Here is a 19,813-nt window from a genome sequence, read left to right as displayed (position 1 = left end):
AACTACTTTCTCTTACGACTTGCGCTTAGTTTTTGTCGGTTTTTTTGCCTTTATAGGTTTAGCTGCGCTACTAGCAGCGGCTCCACCTTTGGCTGGCGATTTACGGCGGCTTGATGATCCACGCTTTTTAGCTGCAGGCTTATCTTTAGCGCCATCTTTACCTTTTGCGCCATTGCTAGCTTTAGCTTCTTCTTTAGTCGCTTTAGCTAACTTGGCACCTTCTAAATTAACGCGCTCACGAGCGGTTAATTTATTGGCAGGCTTGCGGCGACGACTGCCGGCAACTTCGCCTTCCATCAATAAATCAATCTGGCGATCATCAAGGTTGACCGCAGCCACTTTAACCGTGACGGCATCTCCTAGTTGATACACTTGACCACTCGCCTCACCGACTAAGCGTTGACGCATTGGGTCGTATTGGTAGTAATCGCTACCTAAGCTTGAGATATGCACTAAGCCGTCAATGAACAAGTCGTTAAGGCGCACAAATAAGCCAAAGCTAGTGACCGAGGCAATGACCGCATTAAAGGTATCGCCCACATGATCTTGCATAAACTCGCACTTGAGCCAATCACTCACATCGCGCGTGGCTTCATCGGCGCGGCGCTCAGTGTTAGAACACTCTTCACCCAGCTTATCTAGCTCATCAAGCTGATAATGGTAGCCGCCATCACGGGTCCACTTCTCATCACTAGCGCCTTCGGCTTTAGTCAATAAGTAGCGAATAACGCGGTGCAGTACCAAATCTGGATAACGGCGAATTGGCGAGGTAAAGTGAGAATAAGCTTCTAACGCTAAACCAAAGTGGCCTTGATTATCAGGGGTATACACAGCTTGGCGCATAGAGCGCAGCAGCATAACTTGAATCAATTCGGCGTCTGGACGACCCACTAATTTTTCCATCAAGGCTTGGTAATCAGCCGGAGTTGGCTCAAGGCCGCCATCCATGCTTAAGCCACGCTCAGCCAAAAACTCTTTAAACTGCGTGAGTTTTTGCTCTGATGGCGCGTCATGCACGCGGTACAAGACTTCGCCCTTGTTCTTTTTCACAAAAGCCGCCGCTGAAACGTTAGCTAAGATCATACATTCTTCGATGATCTTGTGCGCTTGATTGCGCGAGCGCGGCACTATCTTGTCAATCTTGCGATCAGCATTAAAGATAAACTGGGTTTCTAAGGTCTCAAAGGCGATGGCGCCACGCTTAGCACGCTGTTCATCCAAGGCCAAATATAAGTCCTGCAATGCTTTAAGATGCGGGAACAGTGCTTGATGCTCAGGCTTAACTTCACCACCTTCGAGCATGTCAGCCACTTGGGTATAAGTGAAACGGGCATGCGAGTGCATCACTGCTGGGTAAAACTTATAGCCAGATAACTTACCATTGGCAGAAATAGTCATTTCCGCCACCATGCATAAGCGATCAACGCCAGGGTTCAGAGAACACAAGCCGTTAGATAGCTTTTCTGGCAGCATAGGGATAACTTGCGATGGGAAATATACCGAGTTACCACGAGCGCGCGCTTCAGCATCTAAAGCTGAATCAGTGCGTACATAGTGACTTACGTCTGCAATCGCTACCCATAAACGCCAGCCACCGCCACGCTTAGTTTCGGCATATACCGCATCATCAAAGTCGCGAGCATCTTCGCCATCAATAGTGACTAAAGGTAATTCGCGTAAATCTACCCGACCTTTTTTATCATCTTCTGTGACTTCATCGCTGATACGCTTAAGCTTTTTCTCAATATTGCTCGACCAAGTGTGCGGTAAATCGTAATTGCGCAGTGCAATTTCAATTTCCATACCCGGCGCTTGTTGCTTACCCAGCACTTCGGTCACTTTACCGGCGGCTTTAACATAGCGACCTGGGCGGCGAGTTAACTCAACCACTACCACATCGCCATGACGAGCACCCATGCGATCGTCTTGATCAATCAAGATTTCTTGAGTGATGCGGCGATCGTCAGGCACCACAAATGCCATGCCACAATCGACATAGAAACGGCCAACTAAGGCGGCATTCCTTGGCTGCACTAAGCGAACAATACGTGCATCGCGGCCACCTTTGCGGCCTACACCCGCTTTTTGGGCTAAGACTTTATCGCCGTGGAAATACAGCTGCATATCTCGCTCAGAGATAAACAGATCATCGCCACCTTCTTCAGGGCGGAAAAAGCCAAAGCCATCACGATGCCCAAGCACAGTGCCTGTCAGCAAATCCATACGTTCTGGAAGGCCATAACACTGACCGCGGGTAAAGACCAGTTGACCATCACGCTCCATGGCACGCAAGCGGCGGCGCAGGGCTTCGAGTTGATCTTCATCGGTTAATTTGAGGGCGTCAGCAATATTCTGCCGCGTAAGAGGTGCGGATTGAGCTTGTAAGTAATTTAAAATCCACTCGCGACTGGCGATTGGGTTTTCATAATTTTCGGATTCACGCTCAAAATGAGGGTCTTTTATCATTCAATTTCCATTTTTGCCCTGATCTTTGCAGGACATATCAATTACCAGATAGCCGCTGTTGCTGCGCCCTAGAAACGGCGCTTGCCGGCATTTTGGTTTCTAATTGTTGTAACAGTCGCAAGGCTTCAAGTTTGGTCTTGGTATTGGCAAATACCTCATTAAATAACCAGTGATAGCCCATTTCATAATCCATAGGACTACCATACCCCTGCGCCTGTAATCTGACCAGCATAATACGAGCTTGCTGATCGCCATTGGCCGCGGCAGGTAATACGAACTGCACGGCCCGGTGTTTATTCTGGATCACGAATCTACCGTCGTGATAATACTCAGCAATTTTTACCATGGCTTCACTGCTGCCTTGTTCTGCCGACATCTGCAAAATTGACATGCCATAGCGGGGATCGGCGGTCACACACACGCCATGATTGAGCATTTCTCCCCAGAGAAACTGATATAACGGTTGCTTAAGCACCATAGCGCGAGCTTCGATGTCTTGCAATAACTGACAGTCATCGGTTTTGACTCGCTGCAAATAGGTTTGCGTACGAATTAACGACAACAACTGTGCATCTGAATAAATATCTACGGCTTCAATTGTTGCTAACGCCTTTGGCGTAACGAGCCACAAACAGCTCAGTAGTAATAATATTCGGCTAATACTTTTTTCCATAAGGTCGATGTCCATAGCAGTCGCTTTAGTTGGATATCGGCCGTGATGGGATTTTCTTAATTAAAAAAGGCCGCAATTTGCGGCCTTTTTGATATCAATAAACTTAGTTAAATGGATTAACTAAAATCATAGTCTCGTTACGGTCAGGACCGGTAGAGATGATATCGATAGGCGTTTCGAGTAACTCTTCGATACGCTTAATGTAGTTGATGGCTGCTTGTGGCAACTGCTCAATTGAAGTAGCACCAAAGGTGACATCGCTCCAACCAGGCATTGACTCATAAACAGGAGTCACTAAGTCATAACCTTCTGCCGCTAACGGCGTGGTTTGAGCAATAGTGCCATCAGCATTCTGGTAACCAACACACAGTTTAACTTCTTCTAAGCCGTCTAATACGTCAAGCTTAGTCAGACAGAAACCTGTGATGCTGTTGATTTGAACGGCGCGGCGCATAGCCACGATATCCAACCAACCTGGACGACGCTTACGACCTGTGGTCGCGCCGAACTCATGGCCTTTAGTTCCTAAGTAATCACCGATTTCATTTTGCAATTCAGTCGGGAAAGGACCGGCACCAACACGAGTGGTGTAAGCCTTAATGATACCCAGAACATAATCCAAGTGACGTGGACCGAAGCCACTACCCGTTGCTACACCACCTGCGGTAGTGTTTGACGAAGTCACGAAAGGATAAGTACCGTGGTCAATATCCAGTAAGGTGCCTTGAGCGCCTTCGAATAAGATGTCGTCACCAGCTTTACGCGCTTGATCTAACAGATCAGCCACGTCAACACACATGCTCTTCAGATAATCAGCAATTGCTAATGCATCATCCAGCGTGGTCTGGTAATCAACTGCATCTACGCCATAGTATTCTGTCAGCATAAAGTTGTGATATTTCATCACTTCTTTCAGCTTTTCAGCAAATAGCTCTGCATTGAACAGATCGCCTACGCGTAAACCGCGACGGGAAACCTTATCTTCATAGGCAGGACCAATACCGCGACCGGTAGTACCAATGGCATTGTTGCCACGAGCCTGTTCGCGAGCGATATCTAAAGCGCAATGAAATGGCAGGATCAAAGGACATGCTTCTGAGATCAGCAAGCGCTCCTCAACCGGAACGCCGCGCTCTTTGAGCATAGCGATTTCCTTCAATAGCGCATCTGGTGCTAACACCACGCCATTACCGATAATGCAAGTTACATTATCACGTAAGATCCCTGACGGAATTAAGTGAAGGACGGTTTTTTCACCATCGATAACCAAGGTATGACCAGCATTGTGGCCGCCCTGATAGCGAACTACATATTTTGCCTGTTCGGTGAGAAGGTCGACAATTTTACCTTTTCCCTCGTCACCCCATTGAGTGCCGAGAACAACTACGTTTTTGCCCATTGTTTGCTGCAAGGTTGCGGTTAAAGCAGGATTTTAACAGATTTTAGGGGGCATAAGGCAAGTAATTTATGAAAAAATAATCAATAAAACTATTCCTGCCGTTACTAAGGCGCCACCAATGCGTTGCAAAGCATTGTTTTCTATAGCGGTCAATTCCTGAATATAATTTCGCCAGCGATTTGGGAACAAAAATGGACCTACGCCTTCTATCACTAATACTATGGCCAAAACCAGCATCCACTGTGCAAATGTCATTAACGATCCTCCTAATTGAAAAACATGGCCTAAGCGGTAGCCTGTGATCCACAAACTTATGCTCAGGCGCCCTTATCATAATTTGCAGCCATAAAAAAACCCAGCCATAAGGCTGGGTTTCCAAGTCGTACTCGAGCGAAATATTAACGCTTAGAGAACTGTGGTCTACGACGTGCTTTACGCAGACCAACTTTCTTACGTTCAACCTGACGAGCATCACGGGTAACGAAACCAGCAGCGCGCAGTGAAGGACGCATTGCTTCGTCCAGTTGCATCAGAGCACGGGTAATACCGTGACGGATAGCACCTGCTTGACCGGTGATACCACCGCCCTTAACAGTCACATAGATGTCCAGCTTTTCAGTCATTTCTACCAGCTCAAGTGGTTGACGAACAACCATACGAGCGGTTTCACGACCGAAATACTGGTCTAATGGACGCTGGTTAACAACGATGTTACCACTACCTGCAGTTGCGAAAACGCGGGCAGTTGAAGTTTTGCGACGGCCAGTGCCGTAGTACTGAGTTGCAGCCATTTGCTTAATCCCGTTTAGATATCAAGAACTTGAGGTTGTTGTGCAGCGTGGTTATGTGCAGCGCCAGCGTAAACTTTCAGTTTACGGAACATAGCGCGACCCAGAGGGCCTTTTGGCAACATACCCTTAACAGCCTTCTCGATGATCATTTCTGGCTTATGAGCTTGCAGCTTTTCAAAGCTGATTTGCTTGATGCCACCTGGGAAGCCAGAATGTGAATAGTAGATTTTGCCTTTAGCTTTGTTACCAGTAACAGTCACTTTTTCAGCATTAACAACGATGATATAATCACCGGTATCAACGTGAGGAGTGTACTCAGCTTTGTGCTTGCCACGCAAACGCAAAGCAATCTCGGTAGCAATACGACCTAAAGTCTTGCCTTCAGCATCCACGACGAACCAGTCACGAGATACAGTTTCTGGCTTAGCAGTAAAAGTAGTCTTCATTTTTACAAAAACCCAAAGTTAAATTTTATCTCACATGCTATTTGCCAATCAAATAACACGAAGTGTCACCACCTCACCCCTTCGAGCGAAGTAAGCAAACATGGTTTGTTCCGCCCAATCGGCGGAGTAACGTGGGCAGGTGGCGGATTATAGCCAAGCATGAGTTAAAAATCACCTGATATTTCACTAAATTTCTAAAAAGATCGGCGATCGCAACGATCTGATTCACTGTTATCGGCTAAGCCAAATGCGCCATAGCTAAATACTCATGGGATTGCATTTCAGTTAAGCGTGAACGGCAGCGGCGAAACTCAAAACTCAGTAAGCCATCGCTGTAGATGTTTTCAAGTGGCACGGCCGCAGAAATAATCAGCTTTACCTGGCGCTCATAAAACTCATCCACTAATGCTAAAAAACGCCGCGCGATATCATCGCCCGTAGTGGCAGCGCCCATTTGCTCCACATTACTTAGCAATACGGTATGGTACTCTTTTGCCAATTCCATGTAATCCACTTGGCTGCGCGGGCCATCACATAAGGCGCGAAAGTCACACCATAAAACCCCTTTAGCTTGGGCGCGAATCGTTAACATTCGTCCCTCTAGTTGAATGTCGGTCTGCTTGTCATCGGCTTCTGGTGCCAACTTAGTAAAATAAGTCGCTAAGTTACTGTCAGCTTTACTATCTAATGGATAGTGGTAAATTTCGGCCTGCTCTAAAGTGCGCAGGCGATAATCAATGCCGGCATCCACATTCAGCACTTGGCAATGACGCTTAATTTGCTCGATTGCCGGTACAAAGCGTGCGCGTTGTAAACCATTTTTATAAAGCTCATCGGGGATAATATTAGACGTCGCAACTAGCACTACGCCTTGCTCAAATAACGCAGTAAATAAGGTGCCAAGCAACATGGCGTCGGTAATGTCTGATACAAAAAACTCATCGAAACAAATAACCCGATAACGTTTTGCCATTTCGGCGGCGATCACAGGTAAAGGATCGCGCGTGCCTTTACGCTCATGCAAGTCATGATGTAACTGATGCATAAAGCGGTGAAAGTGAGCTCGCAATTTATCGTCAAACGGCAAAGCTTGGTAAAACGTATCCATTAAATAGGTTTTACCGCGCCCAACACCGCCCCATAAATACAGTCCCTGTATGGTTTGTGGCTGAGAGCCCATCAGCTTTTGCTGCAACCATTGCCACTTACCTGTGACAGGCTTGGTAATTAGCGCTTGATAAACGCCTTCGAGAGCAATAACAGCTTGCTCTTGGGCACTATCATGACTGAAATCCTCGCGTAACAAATCTTGCTGATAATGTTCTAGTGGCGAAAGTCGAGACACGTTGCATCCTATTCATGGTCTTTTTAGCGAGAATAACATGATGAGAAACATTTGCAGAGTGCAAACACAGTCTGCCTATTCATGCTTTCTATAGCGCGCTTACACTGACAAGGGTTTTGCTTTCTGGCACAATCTGGGCTGGTTTAACAACTAAGGAATAATTATGGAATTTGCGCTGTTATTGGCGGCATTTGTTATGGGAATAGTTATCGGCGCCGTTGGCCGCCCATTACTTTTTAGAGCGACTCACACTCAAGATAATCAAAAGCAGTTAGAGCACGTGACGCTCGAATTGACTCAGTATCGCCAAGAAGTGTCTGATCGTTTTGTGGAGCATTACCAGCAGTTAGCTAGCCTCACCGAGCAAATCAATAAATTAAATGCTAATTGGAACTTAGCCGCTAATCAGTTAACTCTTGATGCTGACGATGAAATCAAACATCTGCCACAACTCGTCCCACATTCAGAGCGTGAACAGCCGCTGCCGGCGGTTAATTAAACTCATTTTTGCTGACAAATGAACTTTTCAATAAGCTATTAATCTTATTTAATAACCATAACTTAGCTTAACTGTACTTCAGCAATCGTTAATTTTTAGCGCAAGTTCAGTCATGGTCAGATGCATTTGTCGCAACTATGGAGTTTATATATTGATGAAGAAAACCTCATCCTTACTCACTGCTACGCTAACAGCCACCCTCTTATCATCAAGCTTGGCTTTAGTGGCCGCGCCGGTTAGTGCTGCTCTTCCCGTAGTCGTTGAGGGTCAAGCCCTACCAAGCTTAGCGCCTATGTTAGAGCGCACTACGCCGGCTGTGGTATCAGTGGCAGTGTCTGGCACACAAGTATCCACCCAACAAGTTCCCGAAGTCTTTCGCTATTTCTTTGGCCCTAACGCGCCGCAGCAACAAGTGCGGGAACGGCCATTTCGTGGTCTTGGTTCTGGCGTCATTATCGATGCCGACAAAGGCTACATAGTCACCAATAACCACGTCATCAATGGCGCCAATAACATCATGATAGGTTTGCATGATGGCCGCGAAGTGGAAGCTAAACTTGTGGGCACAGATGCCGACTCGGACATAGCCTTGTTGCAAATTGATGCCAAGGATTTAGTGGCCATTAAAGTCAGCGATTCTAATCAGTTGCGAGTTGGCGATTTTGCTGTCGCTATTGGTAATCCCTTTGGTTTAGGTCAAACCGTCACTTCAGGCATCATTAGCGCCTTAGGTCGCAGTGGCTTAGGCATTGAGATGCTTGAGAACTTTATTCAAACCGATGCAGCCATCAACTCAGGTAATTCAGGCGGCGCCCTCGTTAACCTAAATGGTGAACTATTAGGGATTAACACTGCCATTGTAGCCCCCAATGGCGGTAACGTTGGCATTGGCTTTGCCATCCCAGCCAATATGGCCTTAAGCCTTGTTGGCCAGATTATTGAGCATGGCGAAGTGCGGCGCGGCATTTTAGGGATTTCAGGGCGCGATCTTGATAATCAACTCGCAAAAGCCTTAGGAGTATCCACTCAGCACGGCGCCTTTGTCATTGAAGTCTTGCCTAATAGCGCGGCTGCCGATGCGGGCATTAAAGCCGGTGACATTATTACCAGCATAGATGGCAGAAAAATTAAAAGCTTCCATGCACTTAGAGCGCAAGTGGCGACCTTAGGTGCGGGTTCTAGCATCAATTTAGGTATCAATCGTGACGGCGACACTAAGACGTTTAACGTCACCTTGGGTGAAGCCAAAGCTGCCAATCAAGCCGCGGTTGAGCAAATGCATCCACTCTTTGTTGGCGCTAAGCTTGAAGATACTAAGCAAGGGGTGAAAGTGCTGGATGTAACTCAAGGCTCACCTGCCGCGATGAGCGGGCTACTCTCTGGTGATATGATTACCGCGGTCAACCGCACAGCTATCACTAACCTCAAGCAATTAAAGCAAGCCTTAAGCGATAAACAAGGGACCACGGCCCTAAGAATTATGCGCGATGGCAATGCCTTATATCTAGTCCTCAGAGGCTAAGCAAAATCCGCGGACGCGTATGCGTCCGCTGACGCAAGCAACAATTTCATGATAGGCTAGCGCCACTTATTGAAATTGATAACGACCATGAATTTTAAGAACCTTTTCCTATATCTGAGTAAAGCCGTCTTACTCGGCCTGTTTATGGCTGGCGTGATCTTATTGGTCAATCAGTTATTACCTAAGCAAGCATCACTCAATAACCTCTTTCAAACCCGCGCCAATGGCACGGTCGAATTATCTTTCGCTAACGCGGTGCGCCGCGCAGCGCCTGCTGTGGTTAACATTTATAGCCTCAGCATAGATCAGCGCCAGCCTTTAGGTAACAGTGCCCTGCAAGGCCTAGGCTCTGGCGTTATCATGAGTGGCGAAGGTTATATCCTTACTAACTTTCATGTGATTAAACAAGCCGATCAAATAGTGGTCGCCTTGCAAGATGGCCGTAAATTTACCGCGGAAGTGGTGGGCTCAGATCCTGAAACCGATTTATCGGTAATTAAGATTGAAGGCGATAACTTACCTATTATTCCTTTAAGCCTATCAACCCCGGCAGAAGTGGGTGACGTGGTATTAGCCATTGGCAACCCCTACAACTTAGGTCAAACCATTACCCAAGGCATTATCAGTGCCACTGGTCGCAACGGTCTTTCAAGCGGCTATTTAGATTTCTTACAAACTGATGCCGCCATTAATGCAGGTAATTCGGGCGGCGCCTTAATTGACACTAACGGCTCGTTAATCGGCATTAATACCGCCGCCTTTAAGATAGGTGATGATAACGGCGGCCATGGCATTAACTTCGCCATTCCGATTAAATTGGCTCACAGCATCATGGCAAAGCTCATTAAAGATGGCCAAGTGATCCGCGGCGCTCTCGGTATTTCTGGTGAGCCCGTAGTGCCTGTCATGGCGCAAATCCTGAATCTTCCCAATCTTAATGGTGTAGTCGTTACAGGTATTGACCCTAACGGTCCGGCGGCAAAAGCTAAATTAAAAGTGCGCGATGTCATCACTCAATATCAGCATGAAGATGTGCCAGGGGTTGAAATGCTGATGGATAGAATTGCTGAAACTCAGCCAGGTAGCAAAATCACCATGACGCTGATTCGTGATGGCAAGGCGATGGAATTACCCGTCATCATTGGTGAGAAAAGTAATAAACGCTAAGTACTCAGCGCTAACAGCCAAAATAAGCCAAAAGCAGCGCGGGTTGGCAACATCTAAGCTAACCCGCACTAAGCTAACGCGTAAGCGCCAGACTAAACCTTGCCCTGATTAACCTTACCTTAAACGCCTAAGCGTTAGCCCCTAAACGTTAGCCATAAAAAAACTCGGCAAGCCGAGTTTTTTATGAGTGTTGCCAAGCGCTATTAGCTCTCTTTCACAAACTCTTTTACGCGAACCACATGCCCACCTAAGCCTTCAAACTTCTGTTCGATATGCTCATAACCACGGTCGAGGTGATAAATTCTATCAACCACAGTGTCGCCATCGGCCATTAAGCCAGCTATCACTAAGCTTGCTGATGCACGTAAATCGGTCGCCATCACTTGCGCGCCGCTTAAACGCTCAACGCCATGGATAATACAAGTGTGACCTTCTAATTCCATGTCAGCGCCCATACGCAGTAGCTCAGGGACATGCATAAAGCGGTTTTCAAAAATGGTTTCAACGATAGTGCCAGAACCAGTCGCCAAGGCATTCAATACACAAAATTGCGCTTGCATATCGGTTGGGAAACCTGGATATGGCACAGTCTTGATGTTGACCGCTTTTGGACGTTGACCTTGCATATCAAGCTCAATCCAATCAGCGCCAGTCGTGATAGTCGCGCCCGCATCTTCAAGCTTAGCCAGAACCGCTTCTAAAGATTTTGGCTTAGCATTTTCACAGCGAATATGACCGCGAGTTACAGCAGCAGCGACCAAGAAAGTACCAGTCTCGATGCGATCTGGCATTACGCGGTAATGACAACCATTTAATTTTTCAACGCCTTGAATGCGAATGGTATCAGTACCTGCGCCTTCAATGTTGGCGCCCATGGCTATCAAGCAATTGGCTAAATCTGTGACTTCAGGTTCACGCGCCGCGTTCTCAATAATGGTTTCGCCATCAGCTAATGCCGCAGCCATCAGTAAGTTTTCAGTGGCGCCAACGCTTATCATATCCATCACGATATGAGCGCCTTTCAGGCGGCCATCAACACGCGCCTTGATATAACCTTCTTTCACTTCGATGTGAGCGCCCATTTGCTCTAAACCATGCAAGTGCAGGTTTACTGGGCGGGCACCGATAGCGCAGCCACCAGGCAAAGACACATCCGCAGTACCAAAACGAGCCAGCAAAGGGCCTAAGATTAAAATCGAGGCTCTCATGGTTTTAACTAAATCATAAGGTGCACAGAAATTATCGAGCTTGTCGGTACGGATTTTAATGAGACCATCAGCAGTCACATCAACTTCAGCGCCTAAACAGCGCAGCAGTTTGCAACTGGTAGTTACATCGCGCAGCTGTGGCACATTACTTAACACAAATTCAGACTCAGCCAATACGCCTGCCATTAAGATTGGCAAGGCAGCATTTTTTGCACCCGAAATTACGACGCTACCACTGAGTGCGCCATTGGCTTGAATTGTTAATTTATCCACACTTACTCTCTACACTGGCGAGTTAAATATTTTTTCGCGTTTCCACTGGGTCGGCGTAAAAGTTTTAATAGTTAATGCATGTAATTGACCACTGGTGATGCTTTCCATCAATGGACCATAAATACTTTGCTGTTGCTTAATGCGGCTCATACCTTCAAAGCATTCGCCTACGGCTATCACTTTAAAATGACTACCATCAGTGCTGACATGCACTTCTTCAAGCTGAAGTTGTGATAACAACAGCTGTTCGATTTCGTTGCAATCCATTTGATTACCCTTAACTGGCTCGCGGCAAACTCAAGATTATTGCGAGGGAAATTGTGAATCTAAATCATACAGACCGAGGAGTTTACTCAGTTGTGGCGAAGGTGCAACCAAAGTCAGCTGACTTTGGTGCGCTAATCCTAGCTGCCATAGCTCGATTAAAAAGGCGATGCCAGCGCTGTCACTATACTCAAGCTCAGATAAATTGAGCTTAAGTGTTTGCTTGCTAACTAAGTCATGGCGCTTAGGCCATAACTCAATGACATCTTTTTCCGTGAGACGACCGCGAATAAAACACTCGCTATCTTTAGCATCAAAACTCACAGCAAGACTCATGGCTTAATTTCCTTTGGCATTTGACTTAGGCGTAATAGGTTTAGCCGCCAAAGTTCCTAACTGAGTAATCACAGCATCTATGCCTTCACGGCTAATGATACCTGCCACCTCAGATTCTTTAGAGGCCAATAAGCTCACGCCTTCTGCCACCATGTCGATGGCTTTCCAATCATTGTTCTTAAGGCGGCGCATTTTAAAGGCCACGGTAATATTGGGTCTGCCAGGCGCTAAAATAACCACGTCCACAGAGACGATTTTCTCTTTGCTGAAATCTTTAGCTGGGCTAAACGCAATTTCCTGATTGGTGTATTCAGTGAAAGCCTGCGCGTAGGTGGCAATCAAATACTGCTTAAAAGCATCAGCAAAGGCATCTCTTTGCTCAGGCGTCGTTTGCTGTAAATACTTACCTAATACTTTATAGGCTGCGTATTTGGCATCCACATACGGCATAAGTTCATCGGTGACTATCACCTTTAAATATTCAGGATCTGCCGCAATTTTGGCTTGTTCTTGCTTAAAGCGGTCAAAGGTTTGATTCGCCACTACTTCAATCAAGAGGTAGGGGTTTTGATTATCAACGGGCGCCGCTGTTGCACTTAACGACACCAACATAAAAAACATCGCAGCAATCGATGGCAATAATTTAGTCATAGCTTAGCTTCCCTTATTTATCTGACTTACTGTAAAGAAATTGACCAATCAAATCTTCAAGCACTAATGCACCGCGGGTATCATCGATACGATCGCCGTTTGCCAACATGCTCACGTCACTATCAACAAAGCCTGGCGTCAAGCCGAGGAACTGCTCACCGAGCAAGCCTGAGGTTAAAATCGCGACGCTGCTAGTGTCTGGAAATTGATTATATTTATTATCAATTTTAATCGTCACTATCGGCTCAAGACGCTCAGCATCTAAGGTGATGGCCGTCACTCGCCCAACCACAACGCCGCCGACTTTTACGGGTGAGCGCACTTTTAAGCCACCTATGTTGGTAAATCGCGCTTCCAAGCTATAGCTATTTTCACCATTGTTTAAATCGACATTGGCCACTTTAAACACCAACACCAATAATGCTGCCAGTCCTGCTAATAAAAACAGTCCCACTAGAATTTCAATCTTTCGAGTTAACATTGGTCATTTCCCATTGTGACTATTAACGTGCAAACATCATTGCTGTTAGTAAAAAATCTAACGCTAAAACCGCTAAGCTGGATTGCACCACAGTTTTGGTGGTCGCTTGGCTAATGCCTTCTGGATTAGGCTTCACATGGTAACCACGGTACAGGGCTATCCAAGTTACGACCACGGCAAACACTACGCTTTTGATGATGCAATTGACTATGTCTTGGCGCCATTCAACCGATGCCTGCAAAATAGACCAAAACGCACCTTCATCAATGCCTTTCCATTCAACCCCGACTAAATGGCCACCAAAAATACCCACGGCAGTAAACATTAATGCCAGTAATGGCATGCTAATGACCCCAGCCCAAAATCTTGGTGCTATCACTTGCCGCAGTGGATCAACAGCCATCATCTCTAAACTTGATAGCTGCTCAGTACTTTTCATCAAACCGATTTCAGCGGTTAATGCTGAGCCTGCGCGCCCCGCAAACAGCAAAGCTGTGACCACAGGCCCAAGTTCTCGCAACAAACTTAACGCCACCATAGGGCCTAAGCTTTCTTCAGTACCGAAATCCGCCAGCACTGTATAACCTTGCAGCGCTAATACCATGCCGATAAACAGGCCTGATACTAAGACAATCAGCATAGATTGCACGCCAACTACGTAGATTTGCTTAATCAGTAGTGGCAAGCCTTTGTTTACTCGCGGCCAATGGGCAATGGCGCCCCACAGCATCAAGCCAGCTCGGCCAAAGCCTGCCACCTGATTGATGCCATAGCGCCCAAGTGTCGCAATTGAATCAAGCACGGCCATTGGTTAACTCCTGAATATAATCCTTGGCAGGAAAATGAAATGGCACTGGGCCGTCGGGCTTGCCACATAAAAACTGCTGCAATTTAGCATCCGTTGATACCCTAAGCTCTTGCGGCGTGCCTTGCGCAATAATGGTTTTATCCGCGATGACATACACATAATCGGCAATCGACATCACTTCATCGACATCGTGACTCACCACCACCGAGGTTAGATTAAGGGCGCTGGATAAATCACCGATTAATTTAACCACTACTCCCATAGAAATCGGGTCCTGGCCAGCAAAAGGCTCATCATAGAGCACCATTTCTGGCTCCATGGCGATGGCTCTCGCTAAGGCGGCGCGTCTTTGCATACCGCCAGATAATTCGTTCGGGAATAATTGCGCCGCGCCGCGCAAACCAACCGCTTCAAGCTTCATTAATACTATGCGCTCGATAATGGTGCTTGGCAGACCCGAATGCTCGCGTAAGCCAAACGCCACGTTATCAAACACATTAATATCGGTAAATAAGGCGCCACTTTGAAAGAGCATGCTCATGCGCCGACGCAGCTGATATAAGTCATCTCGCGATAATTGATGAACATTGTGGCCATCAAATAAGACTTCACCGCTGTCTGGCGTTAATTGACCAGCAATGAGTTTTAATAAGGTAGTTTTCCCTATGCCACTCGGCCCCATGATCGCTGTGACCTTGCCTCTGGGAATAGTTAAATTTAAATCTTTGAAAATAGGACGATTACCACGACTGAAATTCAGGCGTTTCACTTCCACTAAGGCTGTTGATAGCTCAGGCATTTTGCATCCTATCGTAAATCAAAATCCATGGTTCTTAGAGGGCTATCAATTAACGCCGCTCACGTCTATGCCAATGCTAAGGACTGACTGGATGACACACAGTGCCTCAGGTCAAAGGTCGAGATTTTGCCTCAAGAGCCACAGAAACAGAAGGCAAATTGTACGTAAATGACAGCTTAAGCACAACCAAGTCACGACTCTGTTACCTCAGCACTTTTAATTTGACTCAAATCCAGCGAAAATGCGCCCCATAATCCCAATATTCATTATTTTAAGAATGCTGTTTAATATTTTGCTCTTGGCCGCTGGACTCGCGTTATTAGTATGGAGCGCGGACAAGTTTGTTTATGGCGCTGCCGCCTTTGCCCGTAATTTAGGCCTGCCACCTATGCTCATTGGTCTCACCATTGTCGCCATGGGCAGCTCGGCGCCAGAAATGTTTGTGTCAGTCACGGCTTCACTCAATGGTATGAGCAATACCGCCATAGGTAATGTACTTGGCTCTAACGTCGCCAACATCACCCTGATTTTAGGGATTACCGCGCTGCTTGGGGCGATTGCTGTTAGCAGCCAAACCATGAAACGCGAAATTCCTATGATGCTAGCCGCCACAGTGCTGGCCGGCTATTTACTGTATGATGGTGAATTATCACGCGTAGATGGCGCGATTTTACTTGGACTCTTTGTGGTTCTAATGGGCTATTTGATTTGGCAAGGCATTAAAAGCCGCCCAAGTGATGCCACAGATGAAGATGACAATGATGATATCCCAACAGGGGTATCAACCAAGATGGCAGTATTTTGGATAATCCTTGGCATCATACTGTTACCTCTGTCAGCAGACTGGATGGTCGATGGCGCCGTAGGTATAGCTCAAGCCTTTGGCATGTCTGATTTAGTGATTGGACTGACCATAATCGCGGTCGGTACTAGCCTGCCTGAACTGGCGGCCTGTGTTGCAGGTGTATTAAAGAAAGAAGATGACTTAGCCATAGGCAATATCGTCGGTTCAAATTTATTCAACATTTTAGCCGTATTGGCCATTCCAGGCTTATTGGCCCCAGGCAGCGTTGATGCCATGGCCAGTAGCCGTGATATTTACATGGTACTCGCCAGCAGCAGCGCCTTAGCCATCTTGGTATTACTGAGCGGTAAACGCCAGCAACTATTACCATGGCACGGCGCGCTGTTATTAGCCTCATTCGTTGGCTACCAAGCTTTGGTATTATGGTCTAATTAATTTCCCGCTTAGGGCAAGGACTCAGAGAAACCGTTATGACAGATGAACATCAATGGCGCCAGTGGGGCCGCAAGGTCGTAGATATTGAAAAATCTGCACTAGACAATCTTTATCAATATGTTGACTCACCTGAATTTGCCGCAGCTTGCACTATGCTGCTCAACTGCAAAGGTAAAGTCATCATCATGGGCATGGGTAAGTCTGGGCATATTGGTAATAAAATTGCCTCGACCTTAGCCAGCACAGGCACTGCTGCCTTTTTTGTTCATCCAGGCGAAGCCAGTCATGGCGACTTAGGCATGATAGCCGAGCAAGATGTGATTATTGCGATTTCAAATTCAGGCGAAGCCTCTGAAATCTTGACATTAATGCCGGTTATCAAGCGCTTTGGTATAGAAGTCATTACTATTACCGGTAAACCTGAATCCACTATGGCCAAGCTTAGCAATGTCCATTTATGTATTCAGGTGCCTGAAGAGGCTTGCCCATTAGGCCTAGCACCGACCTCAAGCACTACCGCCACGTTAGTCATGGGGGATGCTTTAGCAGTTGCCTTACTGCAAGCTAAGCGCTTTACCCGCGATGATTTTGCGCTGTCGCATCCTGGTGGCAGCTTAGGGCGCAAGTTACTACTCAAAGTAGCTGACATTATGCATGCAGGCGATGAGTTACCACTGGTATCGCCAAACGCCAAGATCACTGAAAGCTTGTATGAGATCAGCAACAAAGGCCTTGGCATGACAGCTGTGGTAGATGACAATCATAAGTTATTAGGCATTTTTACTGACGGTGACTTACGCCGGATCATAGATGCCAACATAGATTTACGTCATACTGAGATTGGTCAAGTGATGACGAAAAATTGCGTTACCGTCGCCGCGGATATTTTAGCGGCCGGCGCATTAAAAATTATGGATACCCGCAATATCAATGGCTTGATAGTCGTTGATGAACAGCAGCACGCCATTGGGGCGTTAAACATGCTCGATTTGGTAAAAGCTGGAGTAATCTAACTGATGCAAGAAACATTTTATGGCCCAGTCGCCCAAGCGATTTGGGATAAAGCTAGTGCGGTCAAATTACTCATTTGTGATGTCGATGGTGTATTTTCTGATGGCCGTATTTATCTTGGCAATCAAGGCGAAGAGTTAAAAGCCTTTCATACTCGCGATGGCTTTGGCATCAAATCACTATTATCTGTTGGCATTCAAGTCGCTATCATTACCGGCAGAAAATCCAACCTAGTCGCGCAGCGCATGTCTGCCTTAGGAATTGAACACATCTATCAAGGCGTTGATGATAAACAGCAGCCCTTTACTGAACTCTTAGCTAAATTAGCCTTAAATCCAAGCCAAGTGGCTTATATTGGCGATGATGTTGTTGATTTACCTGTGATGCAGCACGTAGGTTTGTCGGTATGTGTTGCCGATGGTCATCCGTTTGTTAAGCAGCAAGCCGATTGGGTGACTCACATTAATGGTGGCCATGGCGCAGTGCGAGAACTCACAGATTTATTGTTACTCAGCCAAGATAAATTTCATTTATCCCATGGGATGAGCGTATGAATCGGGTCACTCTGGCCATAGTCTTATTCTTTAGCGCGGCGTTAATCCTGTATTGGCAAGTTCAAGTTAAAAAATCGGCTCAAGAATTACATACATCGCAAACGCAAGAGCAACCCGATTTTGTGGCCGACAATCTTAAAAGTGTCGAATTTAACCCAGATGGTACTGTGAGCAGTCGCGTAAGCGCGCTGCATATGGAACACTTTAATCAGACTCAGACTACGTTTTTTACTGAGCCTGTGTATCAGTTGTACCCAGAAAATAGTGATGACCAATGGCAATTGCATGCCAAACAAGGCAGCCTAGATAAACTTACGGGTAAAGTAACATTAGAGAATGATGTTATTATTGAAGCTCTTGCTCCTAATGAACCCATTCAAACGCTGACAACCAGCTATTTGGAGCTAAACCTGAATACTATGATTATGACCTCAGATAGAGACATAGCTATTCAAGGCACAGGCTTCACTGTAAAAGGCAAAGGCCTCTACGCTGACTTAAATACCCAAACTATTGAGCTTAAAAGCCAGATAGAAGGAACATATGAACCTAAGTAAATCAATCGCTACCCTTATTTTTTGCGGCTTAAGTTTTAGCGCTATGGCTATCAATGATTCACTGAATCAAGAAGTGAAAATTGATGCCGCGCGTCAGTTTGCCGACATCAAGAATAAGCAAGTCATCTATTATGGTCCCGTGGTAGTGACTCAAGGCAGCATTAAAATCAATGCCAAAGAATTGAACGCCAGCAGCAATCAAGATGGCATGACAGTATTAGTAGCGCACGGCACGCCAGCCACTTACTCGCAAATTCTTGAAAATAACCTGCGCGCGACCGCTAGCGCCAATGAAATTCAGTACAACATGAGTAAGCGCATTATGACCTTAATTGGCAATGCGACCATTGAGCAAGCGGGCAGTAAGGTTAGTGCCGAAAAAATCGTTTATAACATTGAAAAACAACAATTAATGGCTGAAGGTGACAAGCAAAAAGACGAGCGCGTCATTACTATCATCAAACCAGAAAGCTTTAGAGATGACTTGCCAAGCAAAGACGATGGCAAGTTTAAACTACTGAAAACTAGCCAGTCGGTCGACTCAAAGAATAACGAGGGGCAATCTCAATAATGACAAGCTTGACTCTTAGGGCTGAGCATCTCGCCAAAAGTTATAAAAGCCGACAGGTAGTTAAGGATGTGAGTTTAACCGTTAAGACAGGCCAAATTGTCGGCTTGTTAGGTCCTAACGGTGCTGGCAAAACCACCACCTTTTATATGGTGGTCGGGCTGGTAAAAAGCGATAAAGGCCATATTTTCATTAATGATGAAGATTTGACGCAAGATCCTATGCATTTACGAGCACGTAAAGGCATAGGTTACTTGCCGCAAGAAGCCAGCATTTTTAGAAAACTAACCGTCTATCAAAATATTATGGCGGTGCTGCAAACTCGTAAAGAGCTCAATAGCGATGAGCGTGAAGCGCAGCTAGAGCATTTACTGGAAGAGTTTCATATTACCCATATTCGCGACTCGCAAGGCATGTCGTTATCAGGCGGTGAACGGCGCCGAGTTGAAATTGCCAGAGCATTAGCGGCTAATCCTAAGTTTATTCTACTTGATGAGCCATTTGCAGGGGTTGACCCCATTTCAGTGATCGACATTAAAAAGATCATCGAACAACTCAAAAGCCGCGGGCTTGGGGTGTTAATCACAGATCATAACGTCCGTGAAACCTTAGACGTCTGTGAGCATGCCTATATCGTTAGCCATGGCGAATTGATTGCAGAAGGTACTCCCGCTGAAATATTAGATAACCAACAAGTGCGCGCAGTGTACTTAGGTGAACAATTCAGGCTATAGTTAACGTTAACAAGGCGATCA

The 19,813-nt window shown here is 46.3% G+C and carries 23 protein-coding genes; 9 read left to right on the top strand and 14 right to left on the bottom strand.

What is annotated here, in order from left to right; all coding sequences use genetic code 11:
* Positions 1-12 precede the first annotated feature (12 nt).
* The 7 genes from rnr to zapE form a co-directional block, all read right to left on the bottom strand.
* The gene (gene rnr / locus FJQ87_RS04410; RefSeq protein ID WP_140930897.1) at positions 13-2,466 is read right to left on the bottom strand and encodes a ribonuclease R; all 2,454 of its coding nucleotides are present in this window, start codon (positions 2,464-2,466) and stop codon (positions 13-15) included.
* Between the two features lie 37 nt (positions 2,467-2,503).
* A complete protein-coding gene (locus FJQ87_RS04405) occupies positions 2,504-3,154 on the bottom strand; it encodes an SEL1-like repeat protein (protein ID WP_140930895.1) in 651 nt (216 codons plus the stop codon).
* An 88-nt stretch (positions 3,155-3,242) separates the two neighbouring features.
* Complete coding sequence (locus FJQ87_RS04400; protein ID WP_140930894.1) at positions 3,243-4,538, bottom strand: adenylosuccinate synthase; 1,296 nt, start codon at positions 4,536-4,538, stop codon at positions 3,243-3,245.
* Positions 4,539-4,604: 66 nt separating this feature from the next.
* Positions 4,605-4,793: a DUF2065 domain-containing protein gene (locus tag FJQ87_RS04395; RefSeq protein ID WP_140930893.1), complete on the bottom strand. Its 189-nt coding sequence runs from the start codon at positions 4,791-4,793 to the stop codon at positions 4,605-4,607.
* Positions 4,794-4,936: 143 nt separating this feature from the next.
* Positions 4,937-5,329, bottom strand: a complete 393-nt coding sequence (gene rpsI, locus FJQ87_RS04390) for a 30S ribosomal protein S9 (protein WP_140930891.1) — start codon at positions 5,327-5,329, stop codon at positions 4,937-4,939.
* A gap of 14 nt (positions 5,330-5,343) precedes the next feature.
* The gene (rplM, locus tag FJQ87_RS04385; protein WP_140930889.1) at positions 5,344-5,775 is read right to left on the bottom strand and encodes a 50S ribosomal protein L13; all 432 of its coding nucleotides are present in this window, start codon (positions 5,773-5,775) and stop codon (positions 5,344-5,346) included.
* Positions 5,776-6,013: 238 nt separating this feature from the next.
* Positions 6,014-7,120, bottom strand: coding sequence for a cell division protein ZapE (zapE, locus tag FJQ87_RS04380; RefSeq protein ID WP_140930887.1), 1,107 nt, complete (start codon positions 7,118-7,120; stop codon positions 6,014-6,016).
* A gap of 163 nt (positions 7,121-7,283) precedes the next feature.
* Here zapE and FJQ87_RS04375 point away from each other — a divergent pair, with 163 nt between their 5' ends.
* The 3 genes from FJQ87_RS04375 to degS all read left to right on the top strand — a co-directional run bounded on the left by FJQ87_RS04375 (position 7,284) and on the right by degS (position 10,308).
* Positions 7,284-7,619, top strand: coding sequence for a DUF1043 family protein (locus FJQ87_RS04375; protein WP_140930885.1), 336 nt, complete (start codon positions 7,284-7,286; stop codon positions 7,617-7,619).
* Between the two features lie 154 nt (positions 7,620-7,773).
* On the top strand, positions 7,774-9,141 hold the full coding sequence (locus tag FJQ87_RS04370; RefSeq protein WP_140933989.1) for a DegQ family serine endoprotease: 1,368 nt from the start codon (positions 7,774-7,776) through the stop codon (positions 9,139-9,141).
* 87 nt (positions 9,142-9,228) lie between these two features.
* On the top strand, positions 9,229-10,308 hold the full coding sequence (degS, locus tag FJQ87_RS04365) for an outer membrane-stress sensor serine endopeptidase DegS (RefSeq protein ID WP_140930883.1): 1,080 nt from the start codon (positions 9,229-9,231) through the stop codon (positions 10,306-10,308).
* A 203-nt stretch (positions 10,309-10,511) separates the two neighbouring features.
* On the opposite strand, the gene murA is transcribed toward degS, so the two are convergent.
* Genes murA through FJQ87_RS04330 form a run of 7 tightly spaced genes read right to left on the bottom strand, consistent with a single transcriptional unit; the run spans position 10,512 to position 15,128 of the window.
* The gene (gene murA, locus FJQ87_RS04360; RefSeq protein WP_140930881.1) at positions 10,512-11,789 is read right to left on the bottom strand and encodes a UDP-N-acetylglucosamine 1-carboxyvinyltransferase; all 1,278 of its coding nucleotides are present in this window, start codon (positions 11,787-11,789) and stop codon (positions 10,512-10,514) included.
* 9 nt (positions 11,790-11,798) lie between these two features.
* Positions 11,799-12,056 (bottom strand): BolA family protein, encoded by a 258-nt coding sequence (locus FJQ87_RS04355; RefSeq protein WP_140930879.1) that lies wholly within the window; start codon positions 12,054-12,056, stop codon positions 11,799-11,801.
* Positions 12,057-12,092: 36 nt separating this feature from the next.
* Complete coding sequence (locus tag FJQ87_RS04350; RefSeq protein WP_140930877.1) at positions 12,093-12,389, bottom strand: STAS domain-containing protein; 297 nt, start codon at positions 12,387-12,389, stop codon at positions 12,093-12,095.
* 3 nt (positions 12,390-12,392) lie between these two features.
* Positions 12,393-13,040 (bottom strand): ABC transporter substrate-binding protein, encoded by a 648-nt coding sequence (locus FJQ87_RS04345; protein ID WP_140930875.1) that lies wholly within the window; start codon positions 13,038-13,040, stop codon positions 12,393-12,395.
* 13 nt (positions 13,041-13,053) lie between these two features.
* A complete protein-coding gene (gene mlaD, locus FJQ87_RS04340; protein ID WP_140930873.1) occupies positions 13,054-13,521 on the bottom strand; it encodes an outer membrane lipid asymmetry maintenance protein MlaD in 468 nt (155 codons plus the stop codon).
* Positions 13,522-13,543: 22 nt separating this feature from the next.
* On the bottom strand, positions 13,544-14,329 hold the full coding sequence (mlaE, locus tag FJQ87_RS04335) for a lipid asymmetry maintenance ABC transporter permease subunit MlaE (RefSeq protein WP_140930871.1): 786 nt from the start codon (positions 14,327-14,329) through the stop codon (positions 13,544-13,546).
* Positions 14,316-15,128 (bottom strand): ATP-binding cassette domain-containing protein, encoded by an 813-nt coding sequence (locus FJQ87_RS04330; RefSeq protein ID WP_140930869.1) that lies wholly within the window; start codon positions 15,126-15,128, stop codon positions 14,316-14,318. The genes mlaE and FJQ87_RS04330 overlap by 14 nt, the downstream gene beginning before the upstream one ends.
* A gap of 277 nt (positions 15,129-15,405) precedes the next feature.
* Here FJQ87_RS04330 and FJQ87_RS04325 point away from each other — a divergent pair, with 277 nt between their 5' ends.
* The 6 genes from FJQ87_RS04325 to lptB are packed head-to-tail and all read left to right on the top strand — an operon-like array spanning position 15,406 to position 19,792.
* Positions 15,406-16,368 carry a calcium/sodium antiporter gene (locus FJQ87_RS04325; protein ID WP_140933988.1) on the top strand — a complete coding sequence of 321 codons (963 nt, stop codon included), beginning with the start codon at positions 15,406-15,408 and terminating at the stop codon, positions 16,366-16,368.
* 35 nt (positions 16,369-16,403) lie between these two features.
* Positions 16,404-17,381 (top strand): KpsF/GutQ family sugar-phosphate isomerase, encoded by a 978-nt coding sequence (locus FJQ87_RS04320; RefSeq protein ID WP_140930867.1) that lies wholly within the window; start codon positions 16,404-16,406, stop codon positions 17,379-17,381.
* Complete coding sequence (kdsC, locus tag FJQ87_RS04315; protein ID WP_140930865.1) at positions 17,382-17,933, top strand: 3-deoxy-manno-octulosonate-8-phosphatase KdsC; 552 nt, start codon at positions 17,382-17,384, stop codon at positions 17,931-17,933. It begins immediately after the preceding gene.
* On the top strand, positions 17,930-18,490 hold the full coding sequence (gene lptC, locus FJQ87_RS04310; RefSeq protein WP_140930863.1) for an LPS export ABC transporter periplasmic protein LptC: 561 nt from the start codon (positions 17,930-17,932) through the stop codon (positions 18,488-18,490). Before kdsC ends, lptC begins: the two co-directional genes overlap by 4 nt.
* Positions 18,477-19,061: a lipopolysaccharide transport periplasmic protein LptA gene (gene lptA, locus FJQ87_RS04305; RefSeq protein ID WP_140930861.1), complete on the top strand. Its 585-nt coding sequence runs from the start codon at positions 18,477-18,479 to the stop codon at positions 19,059-19,061. Before lptC ends, lptA begins: the two co-directional genes overlap by 14 nt.
* The gene (gene lptB / locus FJQ87_RS04300; protein ID WP_140930859.1) at positions 19,061-19,792 is read left to right on the top strand and encodes an LPS export ABC transporter ATP-binding protein; all 732 of its coding nucleotides are present in this window, start codon (positions 19,061-19,063) and stop codon (positions 19,790-19,792) included. Before lptA ends, lptB begins: the two co-directional genes overlap by 1 nt.
* Positions 19,793-19,813: the final 21 nt, after the last annotated feature.

It is taken from the genome of Shewanella sp. SNU WT4 (genome assembly GCF_006494715.1).
Classification (GTDB): Bacteria; Pseudomonadota; Gammaproteobacteria; order Enterobacterales; family Shewanellaceae; genus Shewanella.
Note: the sequence above shows the minus strand (reverse complement) of the source record. Positions and strands in the feature narration are given on the sequence as shown.